14 protein-coding genes, 1 tRNA gene and 3 pseudogenes are annotated in these 14,318 nt (G+C 68.1%); 7 read left to right on the top strand and 11 right to left on the bottom strand.

Annotated features, from left to right (window positions below):
- Positions 1-67: 67 nt before the first annotated feature.
- Positions 68-931, top strand: a complete 864-nt coding sequence (gene htpX / locus ABZV34_RS21920) for a zinc metalloprotease HtpX (RefSeq protein WP_168529590.1) — start codon at positions 68-70, stop codon at positions 929-931.
- Between the two features lie 223 nt (positions 932-1,154).
- Here htpX and ABZV34_RS21915 read toward each other — a convergent pair whose 3' ends face one another.
- Positions 1,155-1,556 carry a YccF domain-containing protein gene (locus ABZV34_RS21915; protein ID WP_356279171.1) on the bottom strand — a complete coding sequence of 134 codons (402 nt, stop codon included), beginning with the start codon at positions 1,554-1,556 and terminating at the stop codon, positions 1,155-1,157.
- A 294-nt stretch (positions 1,557-1,850) separates the two neighbouring features.
- On the opposite strand from ABZV34_RS21915, the gene ABZV34_RS21910 reads away from it, so the two are divergent.
- Complete coding sequence (locus ABZV34_RS21910) at positions 1,851-2,417, top strand: SMI1/KNR4 family protein (protein WP_356279029.1); 567 nt, start codon at positions 1,851-1,853, stop codon at positions 2,415-2,417.
- Between the two features lie 190 nt (positions 2,418-2,607).
- On the opposite strand, the gene ABZV34_RS21905 is transcribed toward ABZV34_RS21910, so the two are convergent.
- Positions 2,608-3,852 (bottom strand): APC family permease, encoded by a 1,245-nt coding sequence (locus ABZV34_RS21905; RefSeq protein ID WP_356279026.1) that lies wholly within the window; start codon positions 3,850-3,852, stop codon positions 2,608-2,610.
- A 173-nt stretch (positions 3,853-4,025) separates the two neighbouring features.
- Here ABZV34_RS21905 and ABZV34_RS21900 point away from each other — a divergent pair, with 173 nt between their 5' ends.
- Positions 4,026-4,292, top strand: coding sequence for a GlsB/YeaQ/YmgE family stress response membrane protein (locus ABZV34_RS21900; protein ID WP_356279023.1), 267 nt, complete (start codon positions 4,026-4,028; stop codon positions 4,290-4,292).
- Positions 4,293-4,399: 107 nt separating this feature from the next.
- Here the strand turns inward: ABZV34_RS21900 and ABZV34_RS21895 are convergent, their stop codons facing one another.
- Positions 4,400-4,888: a YajQ family cyclic di-GMP-binding protein gene (locus ABZV34_RS21895; protein ID WP_356279020.1), complete on the bottom strand. Its 489-nt coding sequence runs from the start codon at positions 4,886-4,888 to the stop codon at positions 4,400-4,402.
- Positions 4,889-5,088: 200 nt separating this feature from the next.
- Here ABZV34_RS21895 and ABZV34_RS21890 point away from each other — a divergent pair.
- Positions 5,089-5,170: transfer RNA gene (locus tag ABZV34_RS21890), tRNA-Tyr, on the top strand.
- A gap of 174 nt (positions 5,171-5,344) precedes the next feature.
- Here ABZV34_RS21890 and ABZV34_RS21885 read toward each other — a convergent pair.
- The 6 genes and pseudogenes from ABZV34_RS21885 to ABZV34_RS21860 all read right to left on the bottom strand — a co-directional run bounded on the left by ABZV34_RS21885 (position 5,345) and on the right by ABZV34_RS21860 (position 9,418).
- Positions 5,345-6,727: pseudogene (locus tag ABZV34_RS21885) on the bottom strand (site-specific integrase).
- Between the two features lie 57 nt (positions 6,728-6,784).
- Complete coding sequence (locus ABZV34_RS21880; RefSeq protein ID WP_356279017.1) at positions 6,785-6,964, bottom strand: excisionase; 180 nt, start codon at positions 6,962-6,964, stop codon at positions 6,785-6,787.
- 494 nt (positions 6,965-7,458) lie between these two features.
- A pseudogene (locus tag ABZV34_RS21875) lies at positions 7,459-7,692 on the bottom strand (ATP-binding protein); the annotation flags it as partial.
- 149 nt (positions 7,693-7,841) lie between these two features.
- A complete protein-coding gene (locus tag ABZV34_RS21870; protein WP_356279015.1) occupies positions 7,842-8,303 on the bottom strand; it encodes a hypothetical protein in 462 nt (153 codons plus the stop codon).
- Between the two features lie 41 nt (positions 8,304-8,344).
- Complete coding sequence (locus ABZV34_RS21865; RefSeq protein WP_356279013.1) at positions 8,345-8,995, bottom strand: hypothetical protein; 651 nt, start codon at positions 8,993-8,995, stop codon at positions 8,345-8,347.
- Positions 8,996-9,184: 189 nt separating this feature from the next.
- A complete protein-coding gene (locus ABZV34_RS21860) occupies positions 9,185-9,418 on the bottom strand; it encodes a hypothetical protein (RefSeq protein WP_356279010.1) in 234 nt (77 codons plus the stop codon).
- A 267-nt stretch (positions 9,419-9,685) separates the two neighbouring features.
- Between ABZV34_RS21860 and ABZV34_RS21855 the strand changes: the two genes are divergently transcribed.
- The 3 genes from ABZV34_RS21855 to ABZV34_RS21845 all read left to right on the top strand — a co-directional run bounded on the left by ABZV34_RS21855 (position 9,686) and on the right by ABZV34_RS21845 (position 11,792).
- Positions 9,686-10,615, top strand: a complete 930-nt coding sequence (locus ABZV34_RS21855; protein ID WP_356279007.1) for an HNH endonuclease — start codon at positions 9,686-9,688, stop codon at positions 10,613-10,615.
- A 230-nt stretch (positions 10,616-10,845) separates the two neighbouring features.
- Positions 10,846-11,235: a hypothetical protein gene (locus ABZV34_RS21850; RefSeq protein ID WP_356279004.1), complete on the top strand. Its 390-nt coding sequence runs from the start codon at positions 10,846-10,848 to the stop codon at positions 11,233-11,235.
- A 344-nt stretch (positions 11,236-11,579) separates the two neighbouring features.
- Positions 11,580-11,792 carry a hypothetical protein gene (locus tag ABZV34_RS21845; RefSeq protein WP_329527122.1) on the top strand — a complete coding sequence of 71 codons (213 nt, stop codon included), beginning with the start codon at positions 11,580-11,582 and terminating at the stop codon, positions 11,790-11,792.
- Positions 11,793-11,919: 127 nt separating this feature from the next.
- Here ABZV34_RS21845 and ABZV34_RS21840 read toward each other — a convergent pair whose 3' ends face one another.
- Together ABZV34_RS21840 and ABZV34_RS21835 are read right to left on the bottom strand one after the other, a co-directional pair.
- The gene (locus ABZV34_RS21840; protein WP_356279001.1) at positions 11,920-12,576 is read right to left on the bottom strand and encodes an SDR family oxidoreductase; all 657 of its coding nucleotides are present in this window, start codon (positions 12,574-12,576) and stop codon (positions 11,920-11,922) included.
- 221 nt (positions 12,577-12,797) lie between these two features.
- Positions 12,798-14,047: pseudogene (locus ABZV34_RS21835) on the bottom strand (amidohydrolase family protein).
- Between the last annotated feature and the right edge of the window lie 271 nt (positions 14,048-14,318).

The following is a 14,318-nucleotide window of genomic DNA, read 5'->3' as shown; positions in this document are numbered from 1 at the left end:
TGAAAAGTGGAAGCAGAGCATTCGACAAGCAAAGGGTTCCCCTGCCGCACCACTTGGAGGGCGTACCGTGCACCGCCGGCACAACGGGCTCAGGACCGCCGTACTCCTCGGGGGACTGTCCGCACTCATCATCGTCATCGGCAGCTTCTTCGGGCGTACCGGCCTCGTCGTCGCGCTGTTCATCGCGATCGGGACGAACGCGTACGCGTACTGGAACAGCGACAAACTGGCTCTACGCGCGATGCGCGCGCGCCCGGTGAGCGAGTTCGAGGCCCCGGCGTTGTACCGCATGGTCCGTGAGCTCTCGACCCAGGCCCGCCAGCCGATGCCGCGCCTCTACATCTCGCCGACGGAGGCGCCGAACGCGTTCGCGACGGGCCGCAATCCGCGCAACGCGGCGGTGTGCTGTACCGAAGGAATTCTGCGCATCCTGGACGAGCGCGAGCTGCGCGGTGTCATCGGCCACGAACTCAGCCATGTCTACAACCGCGACATCCTGATCTCGTCGGTCGCCGGCGCCCTCGCCTCCGTGATCATGTTCCTGGTCAATTTCGCCTGGCTGATCCCGATCGGACGCTCGAACGACGACGAGGGTCCCGGCATCCTCGGCATGCTGCTGATCATGATCCTGGGCCCGCTCGCCGCGTCCCTCATCCAGCTCGCCATCAGCCGCTCCAGGGAGTACGAGGCGGACGCCTCCGGCGCCCAGCTCACCGGCGACCCCCTCGCCCTCGCGAGCGCCCTGCGCAAGCTCGACGCGGGCACCAAGCAACTGCCCCTGCCCCCGGAACCGCGCATCGAGACCGCGAGCCACATGATGATCGCGAACCCCTTCCGTCCCGGGCAGGGGATGTCGAAGATGTTCTCCACGCACCCGCCCATGGCGGAGCGCATCTCCCGGCTCGAGCAGATGGCGGGTCGCCAGCGATGAGGACGGTCCGAACGTCGTTCGGCCCGTCCTGAGCGGATGCCCCACGGCGCGGGTTCACCAGCAGGTTCCACCTGAGCGCGGACGGCCGCCACCGCGCCCACCTCGCTGTCCCCGATCGTCACAGGACATGGCTGTGAGGGCGGCAGTACCGCGGGGGCCCCGGGTGGCGGGTCGTGTGCAGTGGCTGTGCGGGAGAGGGCCGGTATCCCGCACTCCTGGGCACTCAGCGGCCGCCGAACTCTTCGTCAGTCGATACGACCTCGCGCCCCAGGGGCATGAGGGAGATCGGAATCATCTTGAGGTTCGCCCAGCCGAAGGGAATCCCGATGATCGACAGGAAGAGCGGGATGCTTGTGACGAGGTGACCAATGGCGAGCCACCACCCTGCCACGATGATCCAGATCACGTTGCCGATCAAGGAGCCCGCTCCGGCGTCGGGCTTCGGCACGGTCGTACGCCCGAAGGGCCAGAGTACGAATCCGGCGATCCGCAGCGAAGCGACGCCGAACGGAATCGTGATGATCAGGACGAAACAGATGAGCGCGGCCACCGTGTAGGCGAGCGCCATCCAGATCCCGCAGAAGACCAACCACAGGATGTTGAGGATCAGACTGAGGAGTTTCACGATCGCTGCCCCTTCGCGGATGACGCCCATGCCCGGTGTCACTCGCCAGTATCGGGTGCTCAGCCATGAAGCCGGAACCGCGGCGCCTTTCTGGGAGTGTCGTCAGTTCCGGGGAAGCGAGCCGGCCGGGGCATCGTCGGCTTCAAGCCCATCCGGGTCCCGCTGCTCCCCGCGGGACGCGAAATCGTCTGCACGCATCAGTCGTTCGCGGCCTGTCCGAGGGCTGTCCGCCTCCCCGCCCGACGGTTATCCACAGGCTGCCCGAATGTCGGTGGCGCGCTGCATCATGAACCCATGACCGAAATCGAGCAGTTGCTGGCAAGGGTCGGCACGGAGGCCCGCAACACCCGCCCGTGGGGCTGGCCTTCGCTCCCCGAGCCCGTGGACGCGGCATCGGTCGTGCGCGCCGAGGCCACCCTGGGCTTCATGCTGCCGCCCCTGCTCGCCGCGCTCTATCTGCGGATAGGGGACGGCGGATTCGGCCCGGAGTACGGTCTGCTGCCGCTGCTCGACGGTTCCGCGTCCGGTGAGCCGGCCGCCGTCCCGCAGTATCTCGCGCACCGAGAGAGCGGTCGCAAGGACCCGGACTGGCCGTGGCCGGAGGGCGTCCTGCCGATATCCCACTGGGGCTGCGGAATGTACGCGTGCGTGGACTGCCAGAGCCCCAGGGCCCCGGTACTGCTCTTCGAGCCGAACGGCGACGGGGCCGACCACGCGTGGTACGTGGACACGCCCGACCTCGAGACCTGGCTGCGTATCTGGCTGGAAGGCACCGGCTGGTACGAGGAGTCCAGCGACGACGCGGACCTGTCCCCTTGGCCCGACTTCCGCACCCGCACGACGGCGGCACCGGCCTCGTAGTCGTCCGCCTTGCCACGGGCGGGACCGCACCGTGACCCAGACCCGCCCATTCCCAGCCCCACCCTCCTCCCGCCCAGAGCCACCGCGACCGACAACCAACGACCGACAACCAACGACTGACAAGCGGCGGCCAGCGACCAACGGCTGATGACGATTGCCGGGCGCCGCGCGGCCCGCTCGCCGCCCACGACTACCGCAAAGCCATCCTCTTCCGCACGCCGTACGCGGCCGCGCCGACCGCCAGTACAGCCGCGCCCACGGCCACGGAAACCCAGGGCAGGGCGAACGCCAGCGTCACGCATCCGACGAATCCCACTACCGGCACGACCCGCACCAACGGAGTCGGCCCCAGCGTCCAGGCGGCCGCGTTGGCCACCGCGTAGTACGCCAGCACACCGAAGGAGGAGAACCCGATCGCACCCCGGACGTCCACCGTCGCGGCCAGCGCCGCCACCACCGCGCCCACGGCCAACTCCGCCCGGTGCGGCACCTGGAAGCGGGGATGCACGGCGGCCAGGACGTCCGGCAGATGACGGTCGCGGGCCATGGCCAGCGTCGTCCGTGACACACCCAGAATCAGGGCGAGGAGGGAACCCAGCGCCGCCACGGCCGCACCCACCCGCACCACTGGCACGAGACCCGGCACACCCGCCGCCCGTACCGCGTCGGCGAGTGGCGCCGGAGCCTGCCCGAGCCCACCCGGACCCAGCACGGAAAGGACCGAGACCGCGACCGCCGCGTACACCACCAGCGTGATGCCCAGTGCCGTAGGGATCGCGCGCGGAATGGTGCGTGCGGGATCCCGTACCTCCTCCCCGAGCGTGGCGATCCGCGCGTATCCGGCGAAGGCGAAGAACAGCAGCCCCGCCGCCTGGAGCACACCGCCCACACCGTCGGAGACCCCGACCTTCAGCCGCCCGGCGTCGGAGGCGCCCGAGCCGAGACATACGACCACCACGGAAGCGAGGACCGCGAGGACCACCGTCACGATCGCCCGAGTCAGCCAGGCGGACTTCTGTACGCCGCCGTAGTTCACCGCAGTGAGGGCCACCACGGCCGCGACGGCCACCGCGTGCGCCTGCTCCGGCCAGACGTACGCGCCCACGGTGAGCGCCATCGCCGCACAGGAAGCCGTCTTCCCGACGACGAACGACCAGCCCGCCAGATATCCCCAGAAGGCCCCGAGCCGCTCACGCCCGTACACATAGGTGCCGCCGGAGGCGGGATACAGAGCGGCCAGCCGCGCCGAGGACATCGCGTTGCAGTACGCGACCACGGCGGCGACCGCGAGCCCGAGAAGCAGCCCCGAACCGGCCGCCCGTGCCGCGGGGCCGAGCGCTGCGAAAATCCCCGCTCCGACCATCGCGCCGAGGCCGACGAGCACGGCGTCCGACATGCCCAGTGTGCGCCGCAGAGCGGAACCGGAAGGTGTCATGGGCCGCACCCTATTGATCGCTGCAACCACCCGGCGCCGGCCAGGCGTCCTTCCTGCCAACGCGCAACGAACACCGGTATCCACCACCGACTGCTCGAAGTGGAAGGCATGGACACAGTCAGGCCGGAGCAGGAGGACAGCACAAACACAGCGCGGAGAGGCAGGTTCAGGGCATGAGCATCATCAGCTGGATCATTTTGGGACTGTTGGCCGGAGCCATCGCCAAATTCCTGCTGCCGGGCCGGGACCCGGGCGGTTTCATCGGCACGACCCTCATCGGGGTCACGGGGGCATTCCTCGGCGGCTGGATATCCGCGCGCTGGCTGGACCACCCGGTCAGCAAACACTTCTACGACGGTGCCACGTGGGCGGCGGCGATCGGCGGCTCGCTCGTCCTGCTGATCCTCTACCGCGTCCTGTTCGGCGACTCGCGCCGGTGACCGAGCAGCCCTGAGGTCGCGGCCGGCAGACGCGAAGGGTGGGCACTCCGGGCGCCCACCCTCCCTCGTACACAGTCGTACGCGCCGCACACGCAACGGACCGACGACTACCGGTAGTTCACGAACTGCAGCGCGAAGTCGAAGTCCTTGCCCTTGAGCAGGGCCTGCACGGTCTGCAGGTCGTCACGGCTCTTCGAGCTGACGCGCAGCTCGTCGCCCTGCACCTGAGCCTTCACGCCCTTCGGGCCCTCATCGCGGATGATCTTGGCCACCTTCTTCGCGTTCTCCTGGGAGATGCCCTCCTCGATCGACGCGAAGATCTTGTACTCCTTGCCGGAGAGCTGCGGCTCACCGGCGTCCAGCGACTTCAGCGAGATGCCGCGCTTGATCAGCTTGGTCTCGAACACGTCGAGGATGGCCTTCACGCGCTCCTCGGAGTTCGCCTCCATGAGGATCTTCTCGCCGGACCAGGAGATGGCGGCACCGACGTTCTTGAAGTCGTAGCGCTGCGAGATCTCCTTGGCGGACTGGTTGACGGCGTTGTCGACCTCCTGCCGCTCGACCTTCGAGACGATGTCGAAACTGGAGTCGGCCATGTCCTGTGGCTCCTTGTATCGGGGTGCGTAGGGGCGGCCGTCGAGCCCGGCGTAGGCCCCGGCCGCATCCGCATAAGCCTAGTCACCCGCTCCCCTTCGAGCGCAGATCAATCGGGTGGCGGAGCACCCCTGGGCATCAGGTATCGTTTACGTCGTTGCCAGAGAGCACCGCCGTAAAGCGGTCTCAAGACAACAAACCCGGCGGTGTGCCCGAGCGGCCAAAGGGAGCAGACTGTAAATCTGCCGGCTCAGCCTTCCCAGGTTCGAATCCTGGCGCCGCCACATGAAGGTAGACCCCCTCTGATCAGGTATTTCGCCTGGTCAGAGGGGGTCTTTCATTTGCCGTCCTCGTTCGAGTCGTTGTGGACGGGGCGTGGACGTGTCTCACCTCATTCCGCCCATATCCCACCGTCGATCAGTGCGTGTCCCCCAGGTGTCCCCCGGGGGAGAGCTTGATCACTCCGGTTCGTTCCACTCCCGGAGGGCTGCGTCGATCCGGCTGTTTGCGTGCTCCCGCGTCTGGTCCAGCACCTTGGCGTACACCTTGTGCAGCACGGCGACGCTGTGCCCGGCGCGGCGGGCACACTCCATTGCGTCCACTCCTGAGCTGAGCCAGAACGACACCCCGGCGTGCCGCAGACCCGGTCGTAAGGGCGTCGGGCAAGTAGGGACGCTGTCCCGGCATCGCCCAGGACGTCTCTGCGAGCCCTCTCCCACACCTCCCCGTAGCCGGTCTCCTGTAGCAGGCCTCCCCGGTTTGTCCGGAAGAGCCGGCCATCGGGCGCCGTGCCGTGCGCGGCGATGTGCTGTCGCAGCAGACGAACAAAGTGCGGCGGGATCGGCACCGGACGGGAGTCCTTTTTGGCCCGGCCTTGAGGTGGCGCACCTCATGCGCCGATCCGTCATCGGTCCAGCTCCGTCCGGCCCGGACAACCCCTTGCCGCAGGGTGAGCACCCCCCAGCCTGTCTCCGGAAGGTGGCATTGGCCCACGCTCAGCGCGGTGGCCTCGGCGGGGCGCATGGCCGCGTAGTACAGGCATCCGAAGAATGCCTCCAGATGTCTCCCGCGCGCCCCCTGGTCGCGCACTCCGGCCAGCAGGGCGCGGACCTGGCGTGGATTGGCGACGCTCTCAGGATCGACCGCTTCCACCGACTTGGGAGCGGTCCATTTCACGGCCGTGATCGGGTTGACCGGCATCGTGAAGTACTGCGCTTCCACGGCCAGCCCGAGAACGTCGCTCAGACAGGCGCGCTTGCGCTTCGCGGTGCGCGGCGATGCCTCCTTGCCGTCCAGCCGAAGGGACAGCGCGTCCAGGGCCAGGCGCACGGCCGCCGGGTCCTCCAGTGCGGACACCGGCATGGAGTGCTTGGCGATCCAGGCGAGTGCGCGGGCCACATCGTCCGGCGGAGTATCGTCCCAGCGCTTCCGGTTGTACGCCCACCCGTACAGCGCCCGACGCAAGAGTGCCGCGTCAGGCATCCCCGTCTTCGTTTTCACCAGGGCGGGAGTGATGGTGGCCAACGCATCGGCGTAGTTCTTCCGTGACTTGGCCGCCGCCGTGCCCACTTGCGGTCGATGTACGCGCGGCTGTGCTCGTACCAAGTGATGGAGCCCTGCTTGGCTCGCAACTCGGATACGGGCAGGCCCGTTTCCTCGTCGAACTGGTCGCCGCGCCGCACAGCAGACATGAGTTCCGAGCGGAGCCCCTCCGCCTGGACTTTGAGCGTGTAACTCTTGGAGTGCTTGCGCTCGCCTACCAGCCAACGCAGGCGGTAAGGCTTTGGGCGATCCTTGCGGATCTCGATGGAGTAGAGACGAACGTCGTAGGTCAGTGCCATGCGAACTCCAGAGGGGCCCGCCGAAAGCGGGCCCCTCGTGTCTTGTGTGGGAGGCGGTCAGGCGGCAGCGTCTTCCATGGCTGACCACCACGCGTCGAGATCGGCGCGGCGGCAACGGAGCTGGCCGTTGGGGAGCTTCGGGGCCTTGCCGCGGGCTCGCATCCGGTAGAAGACGGCGCGGCTCATCTCGATCTCTTCGAGGACTTCGGGGAGTTTGAGCATCTTGGGGCGTGCCACGGTGCGACTCCTCGCTTGGGCTGGTCTTGGGGCGGGTGGTCTGTGCTGTCCGAAGCCGGGATTTCTGCGTGATCGCGTCACCTGCGTCAATCAGGCTTCTGACCTGCGGGTTCCGGTGACGCAGAGAGGTCGGCCCTGCGTCACCGATGACACGGACACTCGTCACGGGGTGACGCTGATGACGCGGAATGACGCAGGATTCACCGTCTGCGTCACCGCTCTCGCCGCAGGTCAGCGGCCGTCTGTCGGATCCGGGGTGACGCAGTGACGCAGATCTTCCCTACTCAGGAGAGAGACGGGGTGGTGTCTGTAGGTCGTACGTCCTGCTCAGGGCTTGAAGAACGGGCCGCTTCGCGGCGCGACCTGTGCAAGGCGGCTGTCGCCGCTGAACACCAAGAGGAGCACCCCCGGTGAGGCGTGCTCCTCTTGCTTGTACGCCTGTCCGGGCGCGGCCAGAACGCGGTCTGCTGCTCGGGCTGCGGGGGCGGGGCCTGGCGGCTGAGTCCGATGTAGCGGGCGGCGCTGGTGCGCCCCCAGTCGACCAGAACTCCCCGCGCGGCCAGGGTGGGCTGGATGCGCCTCAGCCGGTCGGACAGCACCTTCCCAGTGGTGGGCCAGCCCTTTGGCAGGGGGCGGCATTCCTCGCCGCTGTAGAGAGCGGTCAGGGCATGCAGCCACTCCGCCGACGCCATCCGCACCTCTTCGCCCGGGGTGAGTTCGGCGGCGTACCCTGGGAAATACCGATATCTTGAGCGCCTCGAACTGCTCGCTATCGAGCGCTCCGAGACCAGGTGATCGACACCCGGTAGTCCATGCAGCGGACCCCTGCCGTCGCAGCGGCAAGGGGACCGCGCATTTGGGCACCGTAAGAACCCGTTTACGGCACTTGCTTCTTCTCGGTGTAGTAGGCGTACGCGAAACCACCGTTGTTCGAGCCGGTCACGTCGGCCTCGAAGGTGATGGGACCGCGGTCGGTGACCTCTATGCTTTGCTGGAAGACCGACCTGTCACAGGTGCTGGTGTGTGCCGCTGACGAGACGTTCTTACCACTGACGGCAAACTTGAAGGCAACCTTGCCGTTTCCCGTACAGGTGAAGGCGAATGTCACGCTCAACACATTCTTGTCCGGCGCGGGCAAGGTGTTTCCGAGCTGCGACTGCAGGGCACCGGATCCGCTCCCGAGCTCTTGTCTGCCGACGAAGACCTGATCCAGGATTGTCCGTGCGGCCTTGCCGTCCGGAACCAAGCTGGACGAAGACTGACTCGTACGGGGTGTGGGCGACGACGAGCCTGCCGGCTCGTTGGGGTCGCAGGCCCCGGTGAGCGCCGCCGCGGCCACGAGGCACAGCGCCGCCGCGTTCCGTCGGGCTCCGGTTTGCGTCACGAATTCTGCCGCCCAATCGACATATCACCCTTGCGCGGGGCCTTCACGACAATGGTCTTCGTCTTGACGTTACAGGGAGGCGCGATCCACGTCTTCACGGCGGTGAGTTTCCAGCCCACCTGCCCCAGGACGGCCCGGTACCCCTTGTTGGTGGTGTTCGTGTCGGTGACGGTCTGCGTGCCCGTCCAGGTCCACGAGTTACTGATCTTGGTGTCGACCTTCACCTTGGCCTTTTCGACGATAATGCTGGCCTCGGCCTCGTATCCAACAGCGAAGTCCCAAGTGAAGGTGTGACTTCCCGTTACCGTCCAGGCCACCGTTTGGCGAGGCAGGAGCCACGTCGACTGAGGCTTCTTATTGTCCGGCAGGAAGTACGGTGTGCCTTTCACCTTGTACGTCGGAGGATCGTTGATTTCAGGACAAGCCGCAGCGACCTGCGGCCTCTTGGTGGCGGTCTTGTCTCCGGTGAAAGTGAACTCGATTTCGTCGTTGACGTGCGCGACGGTTCCGTCGTTCAGAACAACCTGTGCGTCGTCAGCCGGTACCGGTTCGTCGTCCGACGTGGCAGCGCCGGCGCTGGTTGCTGCCAGCAGCACGCCCGCAGCGGTTATGAAAGAAAGCGTGGTACGCGTTATGGCACGCTTCATTTGTCCCCGTTTCGATGAGTCTGGTCGAGTGGTTCAAAGGTCGGCAAAACTGAGCCCACGACTCCACAGCGCCTCCGCGGCGCTTCCCCAGATGTCGTGTGCGCGACATTCATATCCGGCGACGCGACCTTGGCGCAAGAGATCGAGAAATGCTCAGGAGAGCCTCAAATTCATGTGAACGGAAGGGAGTTACCCGCCGACAACGATGACGTGCTCGGCGTGGGCGCGCTGGGTGCGCATCGCATCGGCGGTGACGACGACGCCGCGCAGGTCGATCCGGTCCAGCAGCGGGGCGAAGGCGGGGATTTCGTTGCTCTTCGCGGCGACCTGACGCTGGGCTGTCACGGTCTGGCAGGCGTGCAGCGCGGCAGCGAGCAGGTGCACGGCGTCGGTATCGGCGGCGAAGCGGGCGATGGCGGCCAAGGACGCGGCTCCGCCCAGGACGGCGACCAGGCACAACGCGAGCAGGGAGCCTAGGGGTTAGCGGCGGCTGTGATCGATGTCAGAGCCCAGCCGTAGCCTTCGGCCATGCGCAGAGGAGCGATCACACGTGAGTCCGTAGCCAAGGCCGTCGCTGAGCACGATGAGTTGGGACGCGAGGCGTTCCTGTTGAGGTACGGGTTCGGCGAGGCTCGTTCGTACGTCCTGCTGTACGAGGGGCGGGAGTACGACTCCAAGGCGATCGCCGGAGTGGCGCACAAGTGGGACCATGGGCGGGCTCTGACTGCCGCCGAGTTCAGCGGTGGCAGGGACCACGCGGTCACCTGGCTGAAGCGTCTTGGCTTCCAGGTCAAGGCACTCAAGAACCCCGACTGGGCACGGGAGAACCCCGACTGGGCACGGGATGAAGTCATCCTTGCTTGCCACCTCGTCATGGCGAACGACTGGAAGGGGCTGGACGCGCAGGACAGCCGAGTCGTCGAGCTGTCCGCCCGGCTCCAGCTGCTGCCGATCCACGCTGAAGCCGACCGTAACGAGAAGTTCCGGAACCCCAACGACGTGGCCCGCAAGACGTTCGATATCGCCACCCGGCACCCCGACTACCGCGGTAAGCCGACAAACGGTGGCGTGCTCGACGTGGAAGTCCTCAACGAGTTCCTCGTCCGTCCGGACCAGATGACCGAAGCCGCGCATCTCATCCGGCAGGGCCTTGCCACGGGTGAGTTCCAGGATCTCGCCCTCGCGGACGACGAGGAACTTGACGACGACTTCAGTGCCCCCGAAGGGCGCCTGCTTCTGTTTCGGCACCGGGCGCGGGAACGGAATAAGAGCCTGCGGAAGAAGAAGATTGACTCTGTTCTGCGAAAGGGCGGAAGTCTGGCCTGTGAGGCGTGCGGTTTCGACTTCGAAGAGATCTACGGCGATCGCGGTGCCGGGTACGTCGAGTGCCACCATGTGGTGCCCCTGCATGCGGCAGGCGAAGGCCGGACGAAGCTCGGTGATCTGGCCCTCATCTGCGCCAACTGCCATCGCATGATCCACCGCCGCGCTCCCTGGCCTACCCCCGAAGAACTGAGGGTCACCATTGAGAAGCGCCGATCGGAGATCCGACGTGACTCCGTAGCCATCGTGCGGCAGCGCGGTGCGGGTACGGATCAGGCCTCAGCTCCGGAGCGCTGATCCCCCACACGTCCCCCCAAACTGGCTTGGGGGACAGAGCGGCTGGTCAGAGGTAGCGGAGCCAGCCCTCTATAAATTTGCCGGGTCCAGAGCTGGGCCGTCGTCGGGCCGCGCGAGGGCGACCAACGGCCGACAAGGACAAAGGAGGCGCGGCAGGTTGCCGCGCCTCCCTGCTGTGTCTGGGCAGCTAGGCCCGGGTGTCCATCGTCTGTGGGGAGACGGAGTGCAAGGTGATCAAGGTCTCTGGTAGGACCCGCCTGCGGTGGAACCCGAGCTTCTGGTTCGGCTCTTCGATCGTGGCGGTCCTGGTGCTCGTACCTACCTGGGTGTGGGGAGCGTTCTCCGGTGGCCTTGATGTGGCAGAGACTTGCGCACTCGGAGAAGGACAAGACTTCGACGCGAGCTACCGAAAGGGGCTTGGAGAGCAGCCGTCGGGCCCGTTCCCTCTGCACAACATGTGCAACGCCTCGTATGACCTCGTTCCAGGCTGGGTGAATCCGACGCTTGCCTGTCTGGCTGTCATCGTCACGGGATCTCTGATCGCAACCGTCGTGACGGGTGCCGTTCAGCTCAAGCGTGTGCTCTCCGAGCGTCGAAGCGGCGAGAAGCCAACTGCGTAGCGCTGCGATTGTTCTCGACGGCAACGTGGGGTGGGTGTGGGGTCAGCAGCCTCGGGTTGTGGACAAGCCCAGCTCGGAGCGGATGTCCCACGCGGTCTGTAAATCTGCCGGCTTCGCCTTCCCAGGTTCGAATCCGGGCGCCGCCACATGAAGGCAGACCCCCTCTGATTTGCGTTGACGCAGATCAGAGGGGGTTTCTTCGTTGTCGGGTCGGGCCTGTGTGCTTGCGGCGGCTGTAGTCGTCGACGGCTGGGGTGGGGTGTGCTCCAGGGGTGGGACAGGGCAGTGACGGGCGAGGGCTTGTGGGGAGGGCGGGCCGGGTGCCGCGGGGGCACACTGATCTCATGTCGTCGCGTCGCAGGAACTGCCCCGAGTGCCGCCGGGAGATCGCCGTTGTCGCCGGACGGTTCGCCCGGCACGATCCGCCGGGCGCGCGGGGCAACGGGGAACTGGTCTCGTGTCCCGGGTCGCGCAGGCAGGCGCAGTTGGGGGCCGCACAGCCGGCACTGGACGGGTACGCCGTCGCCGAGTTCCCCGGTCAGCTCCCGCTGTTCTGAACGGTTCGGTTCCGGCCACGCGCGGCCGACGCACCGACGGCGACCCGGGTCACGAGACCGGTTGCCCGTCCCGGTCCCGGTCCCGCGGCCCGGTCCATGGGTCTCCGTCCCGGATGTGCGGACCCAGTCAGTTCCCCGCCACCGACTTGACCGACACCGAGACAGGGGTCGAACCGCTGATCAGCTCCAAGGTCAGCCCGGCCGTCGCCGGTGTGTCCACCAGTTCCGCGAGGACGGCCGCGACGTCGTCGCGCGGAATCGTGCCGCGGCCGGTCGAGGCCTCCAGGCGTACGAGGCCGGTTCCGGCGTCGTTGATCAGGCCGCCGGGACGCAGGATCGTCCACTCCAGGGCCGTACGGCCGCGTACGTACTCGTCGGCCTCGCCCTTGGCGCGCAGGTACACGTCGAACACGTCGTCCCCCTGATGGGACGGATCCGCGCCCATGGAGGACACGACCACGTAGCGCCGTACACCCGCCTGCTCCGCCGCGTCCGCGAACAGGACCGCGGCGCCCCGGTCCACCGTGTCCTTGCGGGCCGTGCCGCTGCCCGGCCCCGCGCCCGCCGCGAAGACGGCCGCGTCCGCACCCCGCAGATGTGCGGCGACCTCCTCCACCGAGGCCGACTCCAGATCGCACAGAACCGGTTCGGCACCGGCCGCCCGCAGATCGTCGCCCTGCTCGGCGCGGCGGATGATCCCCGCGACCTCGTCACCGCGTGCGGCGAGCAGGCGCTCCAGCCGCAGCGCGATCTGACCATGACCTCCAGCGATGACAATGCGCATGTTTCCGACCGTACGCCCGGACGCATGCGTTCGCCGCATGACCTGTGGACAACTCACCGGTCACGAGAGTGATCTTGCGAACGGGTGATCGGACGCGGGAGTGGGCGAGCCTTTCCGTCCGCAACCCTCGCCTCCTGCCTGCTGCCTCTAGTGTCTCGATTCTCGATTCTCAACGCCCGCCCAGCGGAACGCTTCTGAGGGTCGGGAAGGCCGAGAGCGACTCAAGAGGGGTCCCCGCTGCCCTGCCGTGGCAGGTCCAGGCCCACCACCGAGTCGCAGTACTCACGCACGGCGCTGGTCCGCGCCACCACGCGCCCCCGGTGCACCACGATCCGGCTGTACGCGAGCGACAGTGCTCCCGCGAGCCCGTCCCCCCGCACCGCGAGCAACTCGGCCGGGAATCCCGCCTCCACGCGGACCTCGGGCAGCCCGAGCGCGCACCGCGCCCCGGAACTCACAGCGTCGTAGGCGTCCTCGGGGCGCAGCCCGTACCGCGAGGCCAGCAGGTACGCCGCGTCCAGGGGGTCCCCGCGGCCCACCGGGTTCGCCACGTCCCGCAGTGCGCCGCCGCCGGCCACGACCCGTACTCCGGCAGCCCGTAACAGCCGTACCGGCGCAGTCCCGCGACGCTCCGAACCCCCGCAGCCGCCTTGCGGCAGGCACACCACGGTGACGCCCGCGGCGGCGAGTTGGTCGGCCGCCAGGGCGGCCGCCTCGGCGTGCAACCGGCCGAGCCCGGCGCACGGGCTCAGCGTCACCCCGGACCGCAGCCCGCCCGCCATCGCCGCGAGCCGCCCGAGCCGGGCGGGGTCGGTGGCGTCCGTGTGCAGGTCCACCGGGCAGCCGTACTCGGAGGCGATTTCCAGGACAGCCTCCACGTACCCCGTCGGGTCGGGGTCGGTGTCCGGGCAGCCGCCCACCACCGAGGCCCCCATCTTCACGGCGTCCCGCAGCATCGCGAGACCGTCGGCCCCGGCGATCCCGCTGAGTACGCGCGGCATCGCCACCACCGACAGTTCGGTGAGCCCGCGCAGTGCCCGCCGCGCCTGGAGCACCGCGTCCAGTGCGCCGAGTCCCTGTACGTCGCCGACGCGCACGTGCGAGCGCAGTGCCGTCGCCCCGTGCGCGAGCTGCAGCAACGCGGCCTCGGTGGCCCGGCGCTGGACCTCGTGCGGATCGTACGAGACGGGGCCGTCGCCCTCGGCCGTCAGGGCCGTGTCGCCGTGTGCGTGGGGTTCGGCGGGGGCCGGCAGAAGCAGGTGGCCGCCGAGGTCCACCTTCGGGGTCCGCACTCCGGAGGACTCCGTCGCCAGGCTGCCCGCGGTGCCGACCGCCTCGATACGCCCGCCGCCGAGCCGTACGTCCACGGTCCGGCCGTCGGTGAGCCGGGCTCCGCACAGCAGCAGGGTGGCGGTGTCGGTCCCTCCCGACGGGGAGGGCGAGTGGGGGGCTGCGACTGACTGTCGGGCATCGCGCTCCTGGGGCTCGGGGGCGACTGCGGGGAGTCGGTTGCGGAGAGTGCTGTTGTGGAGGGTGGAGTGACGGAGGGTAGCCGGTCAAGATCACGCTCTGTGGGTCGAGCCTAGGGTGGCGACCCGTCCGCGTCGGGGAGGAGCGCAATAGTCGTACCGGTGTGGTCCGTCGCTCGGGAGGGGGCCCCGGACCTGGGGATGCGTCCGTGACGCGGGGGGGGGGGGGGGGGGGGTCCGGGTGGTGCGGGGGTGGCGCACCCTCCGCGCGGG

Origin of the sequence: Streptomyces sp. NPDC005195 (assembly GCF_040608315.1) — a bacterium.
Classification (GTDB): Bacteria; Actinomycetota; Actinomycetes; order Streptomycetales; family Streptomycetaceae; genus Streptomyces; species Streptomyces kaempferi.
Note: the sequence above shows the minus strand (reverse complement) of the source record. Positions and strands in the feature narration are given on the sequence as shown.